General features: G+C 72.7%; 13 protein-coding genes and 1 CRISPR repeat array. Of the genes, 8 read left to right on the top strand and 5 right to left on the bottom strand.

Annotation, left to right across the window (positions count from 1 at the left end; all coding sequences use genetic code 11):
• Positions 1–86: 86 nt before the first annotated feature.
• The gene (locus HCJ92_RS03945) at positions 87–1,154 is read right to left on the bottom strand and encodes an iron chelate uptake ABC transporter family permease subunit (RefSeq protein ID WP_167932015.1); all 1,068 of its coding nucleotides are present in this window, start codon (positions 1,152–1,154) and stop codon (positions 87–89) included.
• A 260-nt stretch (positions 1,155–1,414) separates the two neighbouring features.
• Positions 1,415–2,608 (bottom strand): FecCD family ABC transporter permease, encoded by a 1,194-nt coding sequence (locus HCJ92_RS03940; protein ID WP_209310696.1) that lies wholly within the window; start codon positions 2,606–2,608, stop codon positions 1,415–1,417.
• A gap of 129 nt (positions 2,609–2,737) precedes the next feature.
• Between HCJ92_RS03940 and HCJ92_RS03935 the strand changes: the two genes are divergently transcribed.
• Positions 2,738–3,319 carry an MSMEG_1061 family FMN-dependent PPOX-type flavoprotein gene (locus HCJ92_RS03935; RefSeq protein ID WP_420824668.1) on the top strand — a complete coding sequence of 194 codons (582 nt, stop codon included), beginning with the start codon at positions 2,738–2,740 and terminating at the stop codon, positions 3,317–3,319.
• 271 nt (positions 3,320–3,590) lie between these two features.
• Entirely contained in the window at positions 3,591–4,220 is a 630-nt protein-coding gene (locus HCJ92_RS03930; RefSeq protein WP_167931983.1) for a methyltransferase domain-containing protein, read from the top strand.
• Positions 4,221–4,454: 234 nt separating this feature from the next.
• Here HCJ92_RS03930 and HCJ92_RS03925 read toward each other — a convergent pair whose 3' ends face one another.
• Entirely contained in the window at positions 4,455–4,853 is a 399-nt protein-coding gene (locus HCJ92_RS03925; protein ID WP_167931982.1) for a hypothetical protein, read from the bottom strand.
• Between the two features lie 415 nt (positions 4,854–5,268).
• Between HCJ92_RS03925 and HCJ92_RS03920 the strand changes: the two genes are divergently transcribed.
• From HCJ92_RS03920 to HCJ92_RS03895, 6 genes are all read left to right on the top strand, one after another.
• Positions 5,269–6,483 carry a helix-turn-helix domain-containing protein gene (locus HCJ92_RS03920; protein ID WP_167931981.1) on the top strand — a complete coding sequence of 405 codons (1,215 nt, stop codon included), beginning with the start codon at positions 5,269–5,271 and terminating at the stop codon, positions 6,481–6,483.
• A gap of 161 nt (positions 6,484–6,644) precedes the next feature.
• A CRISPR array of direct repeats spans positions 6,645–7,590; the repeat unit is 29 nt; unit sequence GGGAACACCCCCGCATGCGCGGGGAGGAG.
• 224 nt (positions 7,591–7,814) lie between these two features.
• A complete protein-coding gene (locus HCJ92_RS03915) occupies positions 7,815–8,219 on the top strand; it encodes a cupin domain-containing protein (RefSeq protein ID WP_167931980.1) in 405 nt (134 codons plus the stop codon).
• A gap of 151 nt (positions 8,220–8,370) precedes the next feature.
• Positions 8,371–8,775, top strand: coding sequence for a VOC family protein (locus HCJ92_RS03910; RefSeq protein ID WP_167931979.1), 405 nt, complete (start codon positions 8,371–8,373; stop codon positions 8,773–8,775).
• Positions 8,776–8,888: 113 nt separating this feature from the next.
• Entirely contained in the window at positions 8,889–9,701 is an 813-nt protein-coding gene (locus HCJ92_RS03905; RefSeq protein WP_167931978.1) for a class I SAM-dependent methyltransferase, read from the top strand.
• 406 nt (positions 9,702–10,107) lie between these two features.
• A complete protein-coding gene (locus HCJ92_RS03900; RefSeq protein ID WP_245240560.1) occupies positions 10,108–11,115 on the top strand; it encodes a DUF6924 domain-containing protein in 1,008 nt (335 codons plus the stop codon).
• Positions 11,116–11,466: 351 nt separating this feature from the next.
• Positions 11,467–12,405 (top strand): MerR family transcriptional regulator, encoded by a 939-nt coding sequence (locus HCJ92_RS03895; RefSeq protein WP_167931976.1) that lies wholly within the window; start codon positions 11,467–11,469, stop codon positions 12,403–12,405.
• Between the two features lie 158 nt (positions 12,406–12,563).
• Here HCJ92_RS03895 and HCJ92_RS03890 read toward each other — a convergent pair whose 3' ends face one another.
• Both HCJ92_RS03890 and HCJ92_RS03885 read right to left on the bottom strand, forming a co-directional pair.
• Entirely contained in the window at positions 12,564–13,019 is a 456-nt protein-coding gene (locus tag HCJ92_RS03890) for an NUDIX hydrolase (protein ID WP_338054009.1), read from the bottom strand.
• Positions 13,003–15,245 (bottom strand): RNA degradosome polyphosphate kinase (locus HCJ92_RS03885; protein ID WP_245240559.1); only part of this gene is annotated, 2,243 nt, incomplete at its 5' end. The genes HCJ92_RS03885 and HCJ92_RS03890, both read right to left, overlap by 17 nt.

Genomic DNA, 15,245 nt, shown 5'->3' with positions numbered 1-15,245 from the left:
GGCGGGCCGGAGCGGGGTGGGCCGGTGTGCGGTGGGCCACTGTGCGGCAGGGCGGTGTGCGGCAGGGCGGGGCGTGGTTCGGGCGGTCATCCGCCGCTGCCCTCCTTGTTGTTGCGGGCCAGCAGCCAGAGCAGGTAAGGGGCGCCGATGATGCTGGTGGCGACCCCGACGGGCAGCTGCACGGAGGAGATGAGGTGCTGCGCGGCGAAGTCCGCGAGCAGCACGATCAGCGCGCCGACGAGCGCCGCGGGGACCAGCGCGGCGCCGCGGCCGGGGAGCAGTCGGCGGGCGATCGGCGCGGAGACGAAGGCGACGAAGGCGACCGGCCCGGCCGCCGCCGTGGCGACACCGGCGAGGGCGACGCCGCAGGCGATGAGCGCGAGCCGTGCGGCTTCCACGCGGACCCCGAGACCACCGGCGGCGTCGTCGCCGAGTTGCAGCGCCCGCAGCCGGCTCGCCACCAGGGCGGTCAGCGGCAGCAGCACCACGAGGGAGATCGCGAGCGGTACGAACTGGTCCCAGGAACGGCCGTTGAGGCTGCCGGTGAGCCAGACGAGTGCGCTCTGCGCCTCGGTGACGCGGGAGCTGGTGAGCTGGTAGCTGATGACGGAGGCGAGCCCGGCGGCGATGCCGATGCCGACGAGGACGAGCCGGTAGCCGCTGACGCCTTGCCGCCACGCCAGCCCGTAGATGAGCGCGGCGGTGACGAAGGCACCGCCGAGGGCGGAGAGCGAGAGCGCGAAGCCGCTGACGCCGAAGGTGAGGGTCGCCGTGACCGCCGTGGCGCTCGCCCCCGCGCTGATGCCGATGACGTCGGGGCTGGCGAGCGGGTTGCGCAGCAGCGTCTGGAAGACGGCTCCGGCCAACCCGAAGGCGATGCCGACGGTCAGCGCCAGCAGGGCCCGGGGCAGCCGGAGTTCCATGACGACGAAGCGAGGGCCGCCGCTGCCGCCGCCGGTGAGGATGGCGATGAGGTCGGGCAGCGGGACCACCATGTCGCCGTAGCCGACGGCGAGGGCGAACGCGGCGGTCACGGCGGCCGACAGCACGAGGACGACGGCGGTGGTGCGGGCCTTGACCCGCAGCCGCGCCCCGCGGATGGTCGCGACGGCGGCGGCCTCGTCGGCGGGGTGGAGGCGCTTCCCGGTGCGGATCGGCGCGGCGTCCCGGTCCGCGCGGCGGTCGGCGCCGGCGTCGGGCCCGGACCAGGCGGCGAGCGTGACGCCTCCGGCGGGGGTGACCGCGGTGGCGGTGGTGGTGCCGCCGGCGGCGTCGTCACGGGTGGCGCTGCCACCGGCGCCGGTCCGCGCTGTGGCGCCGGGGTCTGCGCCGGGGTTCGCGGGGGTCTCGCGCACGGTGGTCTCGCGTTCCCGATCGGGGTCCTGGGGTGCGGCGGTCCGGCCGCCGGTGGCGGTCACAGCTCGGCCAGCCGGTGGCGGCGGACGAGCAGCACGAACGGCACGCAGCCGATCGCGGCGGTGACGACGCCCACCTGTACCTCGCCGGGTGAGGCGAGGAACCTGCCGACAAGGTCGGCGGTGAGCAGCAGCGCGGGCGCGGCGAGGGCGCTGTACGGCAGCACCCACCGGTAGTCGGGGCCGGTGAAGGTGCGGACGGCGTGCGGCACGATCAGGCCGAGGAAGGCGATGGGCCCGGCGACGACAGTGGCCGAGCCGCAGAGCAGAACGACGGCGGCGGCTGCGCCGAGTCGCGCGCGGCCGACCTGCTGGCCCAGTGCGCGCGCCAGGTCGTCGCCGAGCGCGAGGGCGTTGAGAGAGCTGCCGAGGCCGAGGGCGACGACGGCGCCGAAGAAGATGAACGGTCCGGCGAGCCAGAGCACGTCGGCGTCGCGGGCGGTGAGGGAGCCGACCTGCCAGAACCGGTAGTGGTCGAAGGTCCGCGAGTCGGTGAGAAGGACGGCGGTGGTGATCGATCCGAGGACGGCACTGGTGGCCGCGCCCGCGAGCGCCAGCTTGACGGGTGTGGCGCCGTCGCGGCCGAGTGAGCCGATGCCGTACACCATGACGGAGGCGAGCAGCGCGCCGAGGAACCCGAACCAGATGTACTGGTTGGCGGAGTTGAGGCCGAGCAGGGTGATGGCGAGCACGACGGCGACGGCGGCGCCGGCGTTGACGCCGAGGATGCCGGGGTCGGCCAGCGGGTTGCGCGCGACGCCCTGCATCACCGCGCCGGCGAGGCCGAGCGCGAGCCCGGCGAGCAGCCCGGCGATGGTGCGCGGGATGCGCACCTCCCAGACGATGAGCTGGCCGTGCTGGGTGAGGTCCTTGGCGAAGAGGGCGTCGCGCACGTCGGCGGCCCCGGCCGGGCCGGAGCCGTTGACGAGGCTGGCCCAGGTGAGGGCCGCGAGGACGACCAACAGGCCCAGGAGGCCGAGGGTGAGGACCGCCGGCCGGTGCGACCGGCGGGCGGGCACGGTGCCCGGTGGTGCGGCCCGGCCACCGGGGCCGGGGGCGCTCTCCGACGCGGCCGGCTTGGCCAGGTCGACGGGCCGGGTCCGGTCGGCCGGGGCCGTCGTCCCGCTGCTTCCGGGCCGGTCGGGGCCGGGTTCGTCCCGCACGGGGGACCTACTGCTCGTTGCACTCACCATGTGTCCGTACGATGGGGACGTCGCCTACCGGCGCACGCGGGCATGGACCCGGTGCACACCTGGCCAGAAGGTTAGCCTAACCTTACCTTGCACTACTGGGGTATCCGACGGGAGTACGACGTGCTGGACGTGACCGAGGCGACCGCCGATCCGGAGCAGCAGACCGCGACGGACGAGGCGAAGCCCCCGGCGGCGACCCCGATCGTGCCGCTCCGCGACGCGGACCAGCTCTCGGAGCTGCTCGGCACCCCGCACCCGCTGGTCATCGAGAAGGTCCACGCCGAGCTGACCGAGGACGACCTGTCGGTCCTCGCCCGCTCGCCGTTCTGCGTCCTCTCGACCGCCGACGCGGCCGGCAACTGCGACGCCTCCCCTCGAGGGGTCGAGCCCGGCTCGCTGCAGATACTCGGGCCCTCGACCATCGCGCTGCCCGACCGGCCCGGCAACCGCCGCGGTGACAACTTCCGCAACATCCTGGAGAACCCGCACGTCGGCCTGCTGTTCCTGGTGCCGGGCAGCTCCGAGGTGCTGCGCGTCAACGGCCGCGCCACGATCGTCACCGACGGGCCGTTCTTCGACGCGATGGCCCACCGAGGCCGCCGCCCGGTGCTGGCGACCGTCGTCGAGATCGACGAGATCTACCGCCACTGCCCCGCCTCACTGCGCCGCGCCAAGCTCTGGGACACCAGCAACTGGCCGTACGACGAGTGACGGTTCCGGCTACCGCCGGGCGCACGGCCCCGCCGGGCGCGCCGCCCCGCTGAGGTGCGGCCCCCGCCGGGTGGGCTCCGACCCGCTGGACTCACGCCGCGTCGCTGGAGTCACGCCAAGCCACCGGCTCCGCTGTACCCCACGCCGCTGTCTGCCGTGCGGTCACCCCACGGGGGAGGTGACCGCACGGCAGACAGCGGCGCGACGGCGGCACTCGGCAGGAGCGGCACTCGGCCGGGGCGGGGCCGGAGCGGCGGAGTAGCCTCCTGCCGTGACGGGACACCAGGACGAGACGGGCGCGGCCTACGACGGCGTCGTCGCGCGCTATGCGGCGGCGTTCGCCAACCGGCTGGAGGGTCAGCCGTTCTCACGGAACATGATCGGCACCTTCGCCGAGCTGGTCCGGGAGACGGGCAACTTCCCTACCGCCGATCTCGGTTGCGGCCCGGGCCATCTGACGGACATGCTCGCCGGTCTCGGCCTGGACGCCTTCGGACTCGACCTCTCCCCCGGCATGCTGGCCCACGCCCGCCAGGCCCACCCCGAGCTGTGCTTCGCGCAGGCGCGGATGGAGTCCCTGCCACTGGCGGACGGTGCCCTCGGCGGCGCCCTGGCGCACTACTCGATGATCCACACCCCGCCGAGCGAACTGCCTGACCTGCTCGCCGAACAAGCCCGCGTCCTGGCACCGGGCGGCCTGCTCCTCGCCTCGTTCTTCGCGACGGAGAAGCCGGAACCCGTCCGCTTCGACCACAAGGTGACACACGCCTACAGCTGGCCGGTCGAACGGCTCGCGGAACTCACCGCCGAGGCGGGCCTCTTCGTCGTGGCGAAGCTGACCCACGACCCACAGTCCGAACGCGGCTTCCTCGACGCCCACATCCTCGCCCGCCGCGTCTGACAGGTGCGCGAGCGGGGACAGCGCGAACCTGGCAGCCGCTGGCTGACGGTGGGCGCCGGCACACCGAATGCATCTGAACCAACTGTGTGGGAAACCGCGTTGGCACCGCAGGTCGGTTGCGGCGCAGAGAGAGCGGCAGCAGATGCACCGCCCCTGCCGGGGCCATGACGGAGAAGGGGAAGAACCGTCGGTCCATCCCGGCAGGGGCGGGGTCGGGGGCGCCGCATCAAGTGGTCATCGACCCGATGCGGGCCGCAGGAGCGGGCGGGCGGAGAGCGAGTAGAGAACCTCGACGTCCTCGGAACCCCAGATGCGGTCGGCACCTCTGGCATTGGCGCTGACGTGTTCCCCGCCGGCCAGCGCCGCGCACTGCACCGCACGGAACTCCGCGTCGGCCGCCCACTCACGGAAGACCACGGACACCGGACAGGCACAGCCGCCGTCCCCCTCGGCCGGGTCGCCGTCGACAGCCTCCAGCACAGCCGCAAGACGGCCCGCCTCACCGTGCAACCACGCCACGGCCTCCTCCGGCGTGTCCAGCCAGGCACCGGACAAGTACCACTCCCCACCCGCCTCCGGCGACCGCACTTTCACCTCCGCCCAGTAACCGTCGACCAGTCGGCGGCCGGTCACGAGCACAGTTCCGTGAAGTGTGCCGACCTTGCCTCGCGCCACCGTTCGGATGGCGGACGCGCGGTCAACGCTGACCCAAGGCCCTGAGATGAGCATCGATGAGGCGCGTCAGGCAGGCCGAACGGCGCAGCAGCTCAGACGTAGGCAGTCTCGACTCGTCGTCCGCCGACGCAGACGGACCGCCTCGCTCGCGGTTCGCGGTCCGTGGCGCGTACTGCTCTTCGACCGTTGGCTCGAAAGCGGCGTCATCACGCGGGTGGTCGTCAGTGCTCTCGCTCACGGCTCCCTCTCTGTGGCGCGGGCAACACACCACGCTTACGTCCCACCGGGTGTCGATGGCCACAACCACGTTGTCGTTGCGTGGGGCCAGGCGCTAGCGGCCTACTGTCGGCCACCCGTCGGCCACAATGGGTGCATGGGCAACGTGATCGGGGCCAACATCCGGCGACTTCGAGAGGCACGCGGCTGGAGCCAGGCGCGACTCGCCCGGGAGACCTGTAGAGCCGCTCGCATCCAGGGCGAGCCCGTCGGGCGACAGGAGATCAGTCGCTACGAGCATGGCAAAAGGACACCTCGCGAATGGTTACCGCACATCGCTGCAGCGCTCGGCGTCCGCCTGGAAGACCTCACCTCGGAGTCAGCCGAGCTGCGACCGCCGAAGGCGCGCTTGGGCGACTACCTCCCGGACGTCAACCCGCTGTCGCCCGTCTGCGGTACGAGAACAAGAAGGCTCGGTAGCCGGGACGTTCAGGACATCGCACATCGAGCACACGGGCTGAGGCTCGCGGACGACGTGATCTCGGGCGGCGATCTGATCCGCCCGGCATTACGAGAGCTGCGCACCACGGTGAAGATCTACCGCGAGAGCACCTACACCGAGAGTGTCGGCAATTCGCTCTTGGCACAGATCGGTGAGATGGCTCAGATCGCAGGATGGATCGCCAGCGACGCCGGCCGACCGGAGGAGGCGGAACGCGTCTACCGCCTCGGCATGGACGCCGCCCGACAGGCCGAGGACGGAACGCTCCTCGGATATCTCGCGGGATCGCTCGCCTACCAGTTCAGCAACACCGGCCGCGAGGACGACGGCGTCGCGCTGGCCCAAGCTGCTGTGGACCAGGCGGGGCACGAAGCGCAACCGACAGCGCGGGCCCTGTATCTGGATCGCCTCGCCTGGGCGCACACCAAGGCAGCGGACGCACGGTCGGCAGTCCGTGCCCTGGGCGATGCCTCAGAAGCGCTCGCCGCCGACGACGGCGGGCGAGCGGCGCCGGGCTACGTGTACTGGATGAACACGGATGAGCTGAAGATCATGGAGGCACGCTGCTACACGGAGCTCCGCAGGCCACTGCGCGCGGTTCCGCTGTTGCGCGACGTGCTCGCCAGGTACGACGTGACGCACACACGCGAACTTGCCCTCTACCTCTCCTGGCTCGCAGTTGCCCTCACCGATGCCAACGAACCAGAGGAAGCAGCGGATGTCGCACGACGCGTCATCGACATCTCACAGTGCATCGCGTCAGACCGAACCAGCGACAGGGTTCGCGTGATACTGCATCACCTGCGCCCCTTCGAGGACGTGCCGGAGGTAGCCGTCCTTCTGGAGGACCGAGGTATCAGAAAGCAGTAGGCATCCATGGTGATCACCATCTTGTTTGAGCCCTGCCGCAAGCTGCCTCGTTGGTTCGGATCCTCGCGCTTCCACCGGGCCACACAATTTTCCAGAGCGGTGGGTTCGTTTCCCGTGCGCGGGGAGGAGCTCGCCCTGGTGGAGCGGGGTCAGACCCGCACGGGAACACCCCCGCATGCGCGGGGAGGAGCGCCTGGTTCGGGTTCATCCCGACGGCGAAGCCGGGAACACCCCCGCATGCGCGGGGAGGAGCATTTCGTCGCGCACAGCAAGGTCGGTCACTGGGGAACACCCCCGCATGCGCGGGGAGGAGTCGATCTCGATGCAGAGCGGGCCGCCCGTGTGGGGAACACCCCCGCATGCGCGGGGAGGAGTCGATCTCGATGCAGAGCGGGCCGCCCGTGTGGGGAACACCCCCGCATGCGCGGGGAGGAGCATGATGCTGCTCCTCTCTTACTGCACGCGGATGGGAACACCCCCGCATGCGCGGGGAGGAGGACGCGGACGTCGTCGCGGACGCCATCAAGGAGGGAACACCCCCGCATGCGCGGGGAGGAGGTGGTGAGGGCGTGCTCCAGGCGGTCCCACACGGGAACACCCCCGCATGCGCGGGGAGGAGCTCATGGGTGGCGGTGGCTCGTCGTCCGCCAAGGGAACACCCCCGCATGCGCGGGGAGGAGTGCTGCGCGAGGTTGTAGACGATCGCGCCGGTGGGAACACCCCCGCATGCGCGGGGAGGAGTGCCTGCAGGTCTTGCAGCCGAGGGCCTCCGGGGGAACACCCCCGCATGCGCGGGGAGGAGCCAGGTGCCCTGTGCGATGGCTTCCTTGCGGCGGGAACACCCCCGCATGCGCGGGGAGGAGCCAGTGCCGACGTAGAGCTTCGCCTTGTCCATGGGAACACCCCCGCATGCGCGGGGAGGAGCCTCTGCCTCCTTGCAAGATCCACACGGCTACGGGAACACCCCCGCATGCGCGGGGAGGAGCTGCTCGAAAATCGCCTGGAGCCCGGCAAGGCGGGAACACCCCCGCATGCGCGGGGAGGAGCTGAGGGTCCCGCCCAAGAAGACCGCCAGCATGGGAACACCCCCGCATGCGCGGGGAGGAGAGTGCGCGACCTGGGGCGTTAGGTGGCGGCAAGCCGGATTTTACTTACTTTGCCAAATTCCGGCATTTGACACATACACACCATCTCGCCGTCTCGGGTGTCGCGCGGGGTTCTGGTCACAGCAGGACCGTACCGGTTCCGGGTCGCCGACACGCGGCCGTTCGCCGGGACCGCCGGTGGCACGGTGCGCGTGCCGCGTCGGCTGCCGTCTAGCATCCGGTCGTATGAACGACACCGTGTACGTGGGGAACGCCGGCAAGGACGCGCCGTTGGACCGGGGCTGGCTGTTGGGCCACTTCAAGGAGCCCGGCGACCCCCGTCACAGTGACGCCCTGGAGATCAAGTGGGGCGTCCACCCGCCCGGCGACGAGCGCGCCGAGTGGGTGCGTGGCGAAGAGCGGACGGCGCTGCTGGTACTGATCAGCGGCCGGTTCCGGGTGGAGCTGCCCGGGCGCAGCGTGGTCCTGGCCGAGCAGGGCGACTACGTCGTCTGGGGCAAGGGCGTGGACCACTCCTGGCACGCGGAGGTGGAGTCCGTGGTGCTCACCGTCCGCTGGCCGTCGGTGCCCGGCTACGCCGTCCGGCAGCCCGCACCGGACGGGCCCGGCACGGCGGCGGCGCACAGCTGAGACCTCCGCGCCTGCGGCCGGGCCCGGGACTGCCGTGCCCGGCCACTGCGGGGAGCCGCCACGGCGGGCGTGAGCCGGGTCCGCGCCCGTCCCGTGAGTTGCCCGGTCCCGGCAGGGCCGGAGAAGAGACCGGCGAGAGGCACAGGGACGCATGATCGAGTCGCATTGCACCATCCGTATCGCTCGGCCCTCGCTGGATCTCGACGCCGCCGAACGGTTCTATGTCGGCGGCCTGGGACTGGCAGTGTTGTACCGGGCGACCGGGCGTCCCGAGGCCGGCGAACGCGACCTGCTGATGGTGGGACCGGAGAACGCAGCCTGGCATCTCGAACTGACCGCGAGCGATCACGACGTCGTCGTTCCCGCGCCCACGCCGGAGGACCTTCTGGTCGTCTACCTCGGGAAGCCGGTGTCCGAGACGTTCGTGGCCCGCGCGACCGAGCACGGCGGCACCGTCGTCCCGTCCCACAACCCCTACTGGGACCGGCAGGGCGTGCCCCTCGCCGACCCTGACGGGTACCGGGTCGTCCTCACCGAACGCAGCTGGAGCAGCTGAGCCGCCACCGTCCGACCGCCGGCCCGCGAAGCGCGGCCGGTCAGGGCCGGACGGCAGTGGGCGGGTGGACGGCGACGGCAGCGGGCCGGGGGCTCCGGCCTACGCTTGGGTCCATGCACGCCGCCCGCCCGCCGTCCCGCCCCGTGGGCACGATCACCCGGGGGACGACCGGGGTGAACCGGTTGCGCCGCATGGACCGCTGGATCGCCGACGCCCACGGCGCGGTGCTGCGCGGCAGCGCCACTCCGCCGCTGGCGGTCGACCTCGGTTACGGCGCGGCGCCCTGGACCGCCGTCGAGCTGCTGGGACGGCTGCGCACGGTGCGGGGCGACGCCCAGGTCGCCGGGGTGGAGATCGACTCGGCGCGGGTCACCGCCGCCCTGCCGTACGAACGGGACGGGCTGCGGTTCCTGCGGGGCGGTTTCGAGGTGCCGCTGCCGGCGGGTACCGCTCCCCCGCTGCTGATCCGCGCCGCCAACGTGCTGCGGCAGTACGACGAAGCGGACGTGCCCGCCGCCTGGGCCCGGCTGACCGGCGCGCTCGCTCCCGGCGGGCTGCTGGTGGAGGGCACGTGCGACGAGATCGGCCGCCGCCACGTCTGGGTGGCGCTGGGCCGCGAGGGCCCGCGCACGGTCACCTTCGCGGCGCGCCTCGCGGGGCTGGACACCCCGTCCGACCTCGCGGAGCGGCTGCCCAAGGCGCTGATCCACCGGAACGTCCCCGGCGAACCCGTCCACGCGCTGCTGCGTGACCTGGACCGCGCATGGGCCACCGCCGCACCGTACGGCGCGCTGGGCGCCCGGCAGCGGTGGATCGCCACCGCCCGCGCGGTCGCCGCCGACTGGCCGCTCACCGACGGACCGCGGCGCTGGCGGCAGGGGGAGATCACGGTGCGCTGGGACGCCGTCGCACCACGCGCTGGCTGAGCCTCACGACAGCCGAGCGCCGGACGGCACACCGGCTCGGGTCGGCGCGCGATCCGCTCGGTGCGCACGCGGATCGGCACGGGGCCCAACCAGCGCGCGATCGAATCCGCACGTGACCGAACCGGCCCGCGCGCGACCCCGCACGGCCACGAACCCGCCCGACCTCGAACCCGCGCTTGCTCGAACCCCGCCAGGGCGCGAACCCAGCGCGGGCTCGTGCCCTGGTCGGCCGTCGCCACCGGGTGCACGAGACGTCGTGCGGACGCGGGCGGTCCGGAGGTCAGCGGGGCGATGTCAGCAGCTGATGTTAGGACTTGGGCATCGTTCCGCCCGATCGACGAGGTGTCAGCCCATGCGGCCCCCACTCCCCCTCCCCCCTGCCGACACAACCGGCCGCGTGCCCGGGATGCTGCTCATACGCACCGGTGACGACGACGAAGTCTGGGAGGACGTGCTCTCCCGCATGGGCGAGCTGCCCGGCCGATGCCGCCCGGACGGCACCGGCCTCGACGCCACGGACAGCGCGAGTGTCGCGGACTCCACGGACCGGACCGACACCATCCCCCGCCGCCTCGTCATCGCCCACGAACCCGCGTGGCGGGGCGCGGAGCCCGACGAGATCGCCGCAGCGCTGGCGGCCTCCGGCACGTGGACCCCGGACCTGGTGCTGCTCACCGACGACCGGACGACGGTCAACGCGGAGCTTCGCCCGCTCCTGGCCTTCGGCCCGCTGATGGACAGCGAAGAAGAGGACGACGAAGCAGGCCACGACGACGAGGAGGAACGGGAGGTGGCGGCGTTCTGGATCACGCCGCGGCAGGCCGCCATGGCCTACCTGGTGCTGCACCAGCCCTGCACCTCCTTCCACCTGGAGCAGTTCGCCGAGGACGCGCCGATCGAGCCCGAGTGGGAGGTCGAGGACGGCGACGAGGTGACCGAGGACGACCTGTACGAGCCGGCCGGGGCCGCGCTGGAGACCCGCGACGACCCGCCCCTCTACACCCGGCCGCACCGGCCGCTCCCGCTGCTCGGCAGCAGTCTCGACCTGCTGGTCCGCACCGACTTCGGCGACGACGCGGCCTGGGCCGCCCTGATCGCCACCGTGTCCGCCCCGTTCCCGGGCTCCGAGGACGGCTACGGCGACGCGATCGAGTTCGTGGACGACCCGGCTTTCGAGGGCGCCACCCCCGAGCAGGTCCTGGCGCAGACCCGGAACCGGGGCAGCGAGGGGATCATCGCGGACGTGGTGGTGCTCGCCGATGCCGTCACGCTGCGGGAGCCGGGGAGCCGCGTCCTGGTGATGCCGATGACCGACGACATCGGGCTGGACTTCCGGGTCCGCGCGGACGCGGTCGGCTCGATGCTCCCCAACCTGGGGCTGTCCAACATGGACCTGGACGACTTCCGCGAGTAGCGGCGGCCGGCCGTCGGACTGCCGCCCGGCGAACCGACGGGCGGCGGGCGGCGGACCGCCCGTCGACCGCAGTCCTCGCGCCCCGCGGTCGGTCGGCTCCGCGGGAACCCGCCCCAGCGGGGAGGGCGGCGTTGCCCCGCAGCCGTGCCGTACGCCGGGTGCCCGGGCGGCTGCCCGCACCGGTGAGGCCGGTCGGCCGCCGGTGCGGCGGACGCCCTGCGGTCGTCGCCGAAAGCGAGCAGACGTCACAGCATGGCGCGGCGCGGCGCGGTGCGTGCGGGGTTGCACCTTCCGTAGCGGCATGTGGTGCGCTGGAGCCGCGTCCCGATCCTGCGAGAAAGGCCCCAGCCCATGCGCGCCCGCATCACCTCACCACGCCAGGTCACGATCGGGGACGCGGCTGCCTTCGCCGGCACCACGCCGCGGGCGATCCGCCACTACCACCAGATCGGGCTGCTCCCCGAGCCCGAGCGCGGCGGCGACGGCCGTCGCCGGTACGGGTACGAGGACATGATCCGCCTGCTGTGGATTCGCCGGATGGCCGACGCCGGGATCGCCCTGGACGACATCCGCGACGCCTTCACCGGCGGTGCGGCACCCGCCGATGCGGCAGCCTCCGGTGCGGCACCCGGCGCGGCAGCCGCCGGTGCGGCCGGCGGGGCCTCCATCGAGGACACCCTGAAGCGGCTGGCGGACACCCTGGCCGAGCAGGAGTCGGAGCTGCGGCGGCAGCGCGTCGCCGTGGAGCGGATGCGTGCCGAGGGCAGCCGGATGGGCCTGCTCTCCGACCTCGTCACCGAACGCCTCACGAGCGTCCCCGGGAGCTCACTGCGCCAGGCGGACCTGGACACGCTGCTGGTCACCGAGCGGATCTTCGGCCCGCTCGGGGCTGCCGTCCAGGCCGGCCGGTTCGTCGCACTGGCCCGCGACCCCGATCTGCGCGAGGCGTCCGACCGGATCGACGCGGCCGAGGAGGCCCTCGACGACAGCGTCGCCGTCGACGACCCGCAGGTGGCCCGGGTGGCCGGCGAGCGGCACGCGTTCGAGAGCAGGCTGAACGCCGTCATGGAGGGGTCCGGCCAGAACGAGAGGGACGACGCCCTCTTCGACGCCTGGGAGAAGACGCACCCGGCCGACGACGAGACCGGGCACGGTGGCGGCGGCCGGGCGCCCGGCGCGATCAGCGCGGGCGAGGCCGTCGGCATGATGCCCTACGACTTCTCCCCGGCCCGCCTGCGCTGCATGGAGCTGGCCGTGGAACTGGGCGCCGGGGAGCAGCAGACGCCCTGACGCTGTCGGCCGACAACAACGACCGGCCCCGAACCGGCCGGTGCCGGCCCGATGCGGCGCCCGTCGGACGGACACCGCACCCGGCCCCGGTCCCGGCCGCACCCGGCCCGTCCCGCGCGGCCCGGTCTGGGCGGCCCGACCCGCGCGGCCCTGCTGGCTCAGCCGCCGGCCGGGGCGCCGGCCGTGGTGGGGGCTCCGCCGTCCCACGCCGCCGCCGCGGCGGCGTCGAGCAGCGGGCGGTCCCACGGGTTGCTGAGGTGGCGGCGGGCCTCGGGCGGGTCCAGCCAGACCATGCGGTCCACCTCGTCGTTGGGCACGAACGCTCCGCTGGTCGCGCGCGCCTCCCAGTAGGTGACGACCTTCGGCCGGTCCTCCGCCGTGTAGCGGGTGGTGGGGAGCCGGGCGCCGAGTTCGCAGCGCATTCCCGTCTCCTCCAGCACCTCCCGCACCGCCGCGTCGGCCTCGCTCTCCCCGGCCATCAACTTGCCCTTGGGATGCGACCAGTCGTCGTAGCGGGGGCGGTGGATCAGGGCCACCTCCACCGCGCCGTCGACGGGTCGGCGGCGCCACAGGACGCAGCCGGCCGCGCGCACCAGCTCAGTTTCCGCTGCCACGTCGTTTCCTCCGTGCCTCGATGAGGGTCTCTTGCATGTCCCGCAGGGGGGCGCCGTCCTCATCGACGGCGTGGCGGGTCCAGCCGCCGTCCGGGCCCAGGTGCCAGGACGCGGTGGAGTCGGAAGTACCCGTCGCCAGCAGGCGGTTCAGGGTGTGCCGGTGGGCCGGGTCGGCGACCTTGACCAGCACCTCGATGCGCCGGTCCAGGTTGCGGTGCATCAGGTCGGGGCTGCCGAGCCAGACCTCGGTGTCGCCACCGCTGCCGAACGCGTAGACCCGGGAGTGCTCCAGGAAGCGGCCGAGGATCGACCTCACCCGGATGTTCTCCGACAGTCCGGGTACCCCGGGGCGCAGCGCGCAGATGCCGCGCACCCATACGTCGACCGGAACACCCGCCTGCGAGGCGCGGTACAGCGCGTCGATGACCCGCTCGTCCACGATGGAGTTGACCTTGATCCGGACCGCGGCCGGTCGACCCTCGCGGTGGTTGACGACCTCTCGCCGGATACGGCTTATCAACCCGTCCCGCAGCGAGCGCGGCGCGACCAGCAGCCGGCGGTAGTTGTCCCGACGGCTGTAGCCGGACAGCCGGTTGAAGAGGTCGGAGAGGTCCGCGCCGACGTCGGGGTCGGCGGTGAGCAGCCCGATGTCCTCGTACATGCGGGCCGTCTTGGGGTGGTAGTTGCCGGTGCCGATGTGGGCATAGCGCCGCAGGTGGTCGCCCTCCTGCCGGACGACGAGGCAGAGCTTGCTGTGCGTCTTCAGCCCGACCAGGCCGTAGACGACGTGGCAGCCGGCCTGTTCGAGCTTCCGCGCCCACTTGATGTTGGCGTGCTCGTCGAACCGTGCCTTGATCTCGACCAGCACCAGCACCTGCTTGCCGGACTCGGCGGCGTCGATCAGGGCGTCCACGATCGGGGAGTCGCCGGAGGTGCGGTACAGCGTCTGCTTGATGGCGAGCACGTCCGGGTCGGCGGCGGCCTGTTCCACGAACAGCTGCACCGAGGTGGAGAACGAGTCGTACGGGTGGTGGAGCAGCACGTCCCGTTCACGGACCGCGCCGAAGATGTCGGGGGCGGTCGCCGACTCGACCTCCGCCAGGTCGCGGTGGGTGCCGGCGATGAACTTGGGGAACTTCAGCTCGGGCCGGTCCAGCGAGGCGATGTCGTCGAGGCCGGTCAGGTCCAGCGGCCCGGCCAGGGCGTAGACCTCCTCCTCGGTGATCTTCAGCTCGCGGATGAGCAGGTCCAGCACCTCGCGGTCGATGGACCGCTCGACCTCCAGCCGGACCGGGGGCCCGAAGCGGCGGCGCAGCAGCTCCTTCTCCAGCGCCTGGAGCAGGTTCTCCGCGTCGTCCTCCTCGACCTCCAGGTCCTCGTTCCGGGTGACCCGGAAGATGTGGTGGTCGAGTACCTCCATTCCGGGGAACAGCTCCTCCAGATGGGCGGCGATGACGTCCTCGACGGGGACGTAGCGCTGGGCCGACGCCTCCAGGAACCGGGCCAGCAGCGGCGGCACCTTCACGCGGGCGAAGTGCTTGTGGCCGGTCGCGGGGTTGCGGACCACCACGGCCAGGTTGAGGGAGAGCCCGGAGATGTAGGGGAAGGGGTGCGCCGGGTCCACGGCCAGCGGCGTCAGCACCGGGAAGATGCGCTTGCGGAAGAACGAGAACAGGCGTGTCTGCTCCTGCTCGGTGAGGTCGGGCCAGCGCAGCAGATGGATGCCCTCGGCTGCCAGCGCCGGGGAGATCGTGCGCTCGAAGCACTCGGCCTGCCGCTCCATGAGCGCCCGGCTGCTGGTCCAGATCGTCTCCAGGACGTCCCGGGGGCGGCGGCCGGAGGCCGCGCGGGTGGCGACGCCGGTGGCGATCCGCCGCTTGAGGCCGGCGACCCGCACCATGAAGAACTCGTCGAGGTTGCTCGCGAAGATCGACAGGAAGCGGGCTCGCTCCAGCAGCGGGGTCGAGTCGTCCTCGGCCAGTTCCAGCACCCGCTGGTTGAACGCCAGCCAGCTGCGCTCGCGGTCCAGGAACCGGTCGTGCGGCAGGTCGGCGTGCTCGGGACTCAGCGCGCCGGACGACTCCCCCGAGGAGTGGTCCGGCGAATGCTCCGGACGTTCCTCGACCAGGACCGCCGAGCCGACGGACCCGGCCGTCGGCGCCGTCCGGGTCGAGAGGTCCGGCCGGGCCGGTTCCGCCGCCGGCTGTTCGGCGGACGGCGGCGGAC

It is taken from the genome of Streptomyces spiramenti, assembly GCF_012034385.1.
Taxonomy (GTDB): domain Bacteria; phylum Actinomycetota; class Actinomycetes; order Streptomycetales; family Streptomycetaceae; genus Streptomyces; species Streptomyces spiramenti.
The sequence above is the reverse complement of the archived record's forward strand: the minus strand, read 5'-3'. Positions and strand labels throughout refer to the sequence as shown.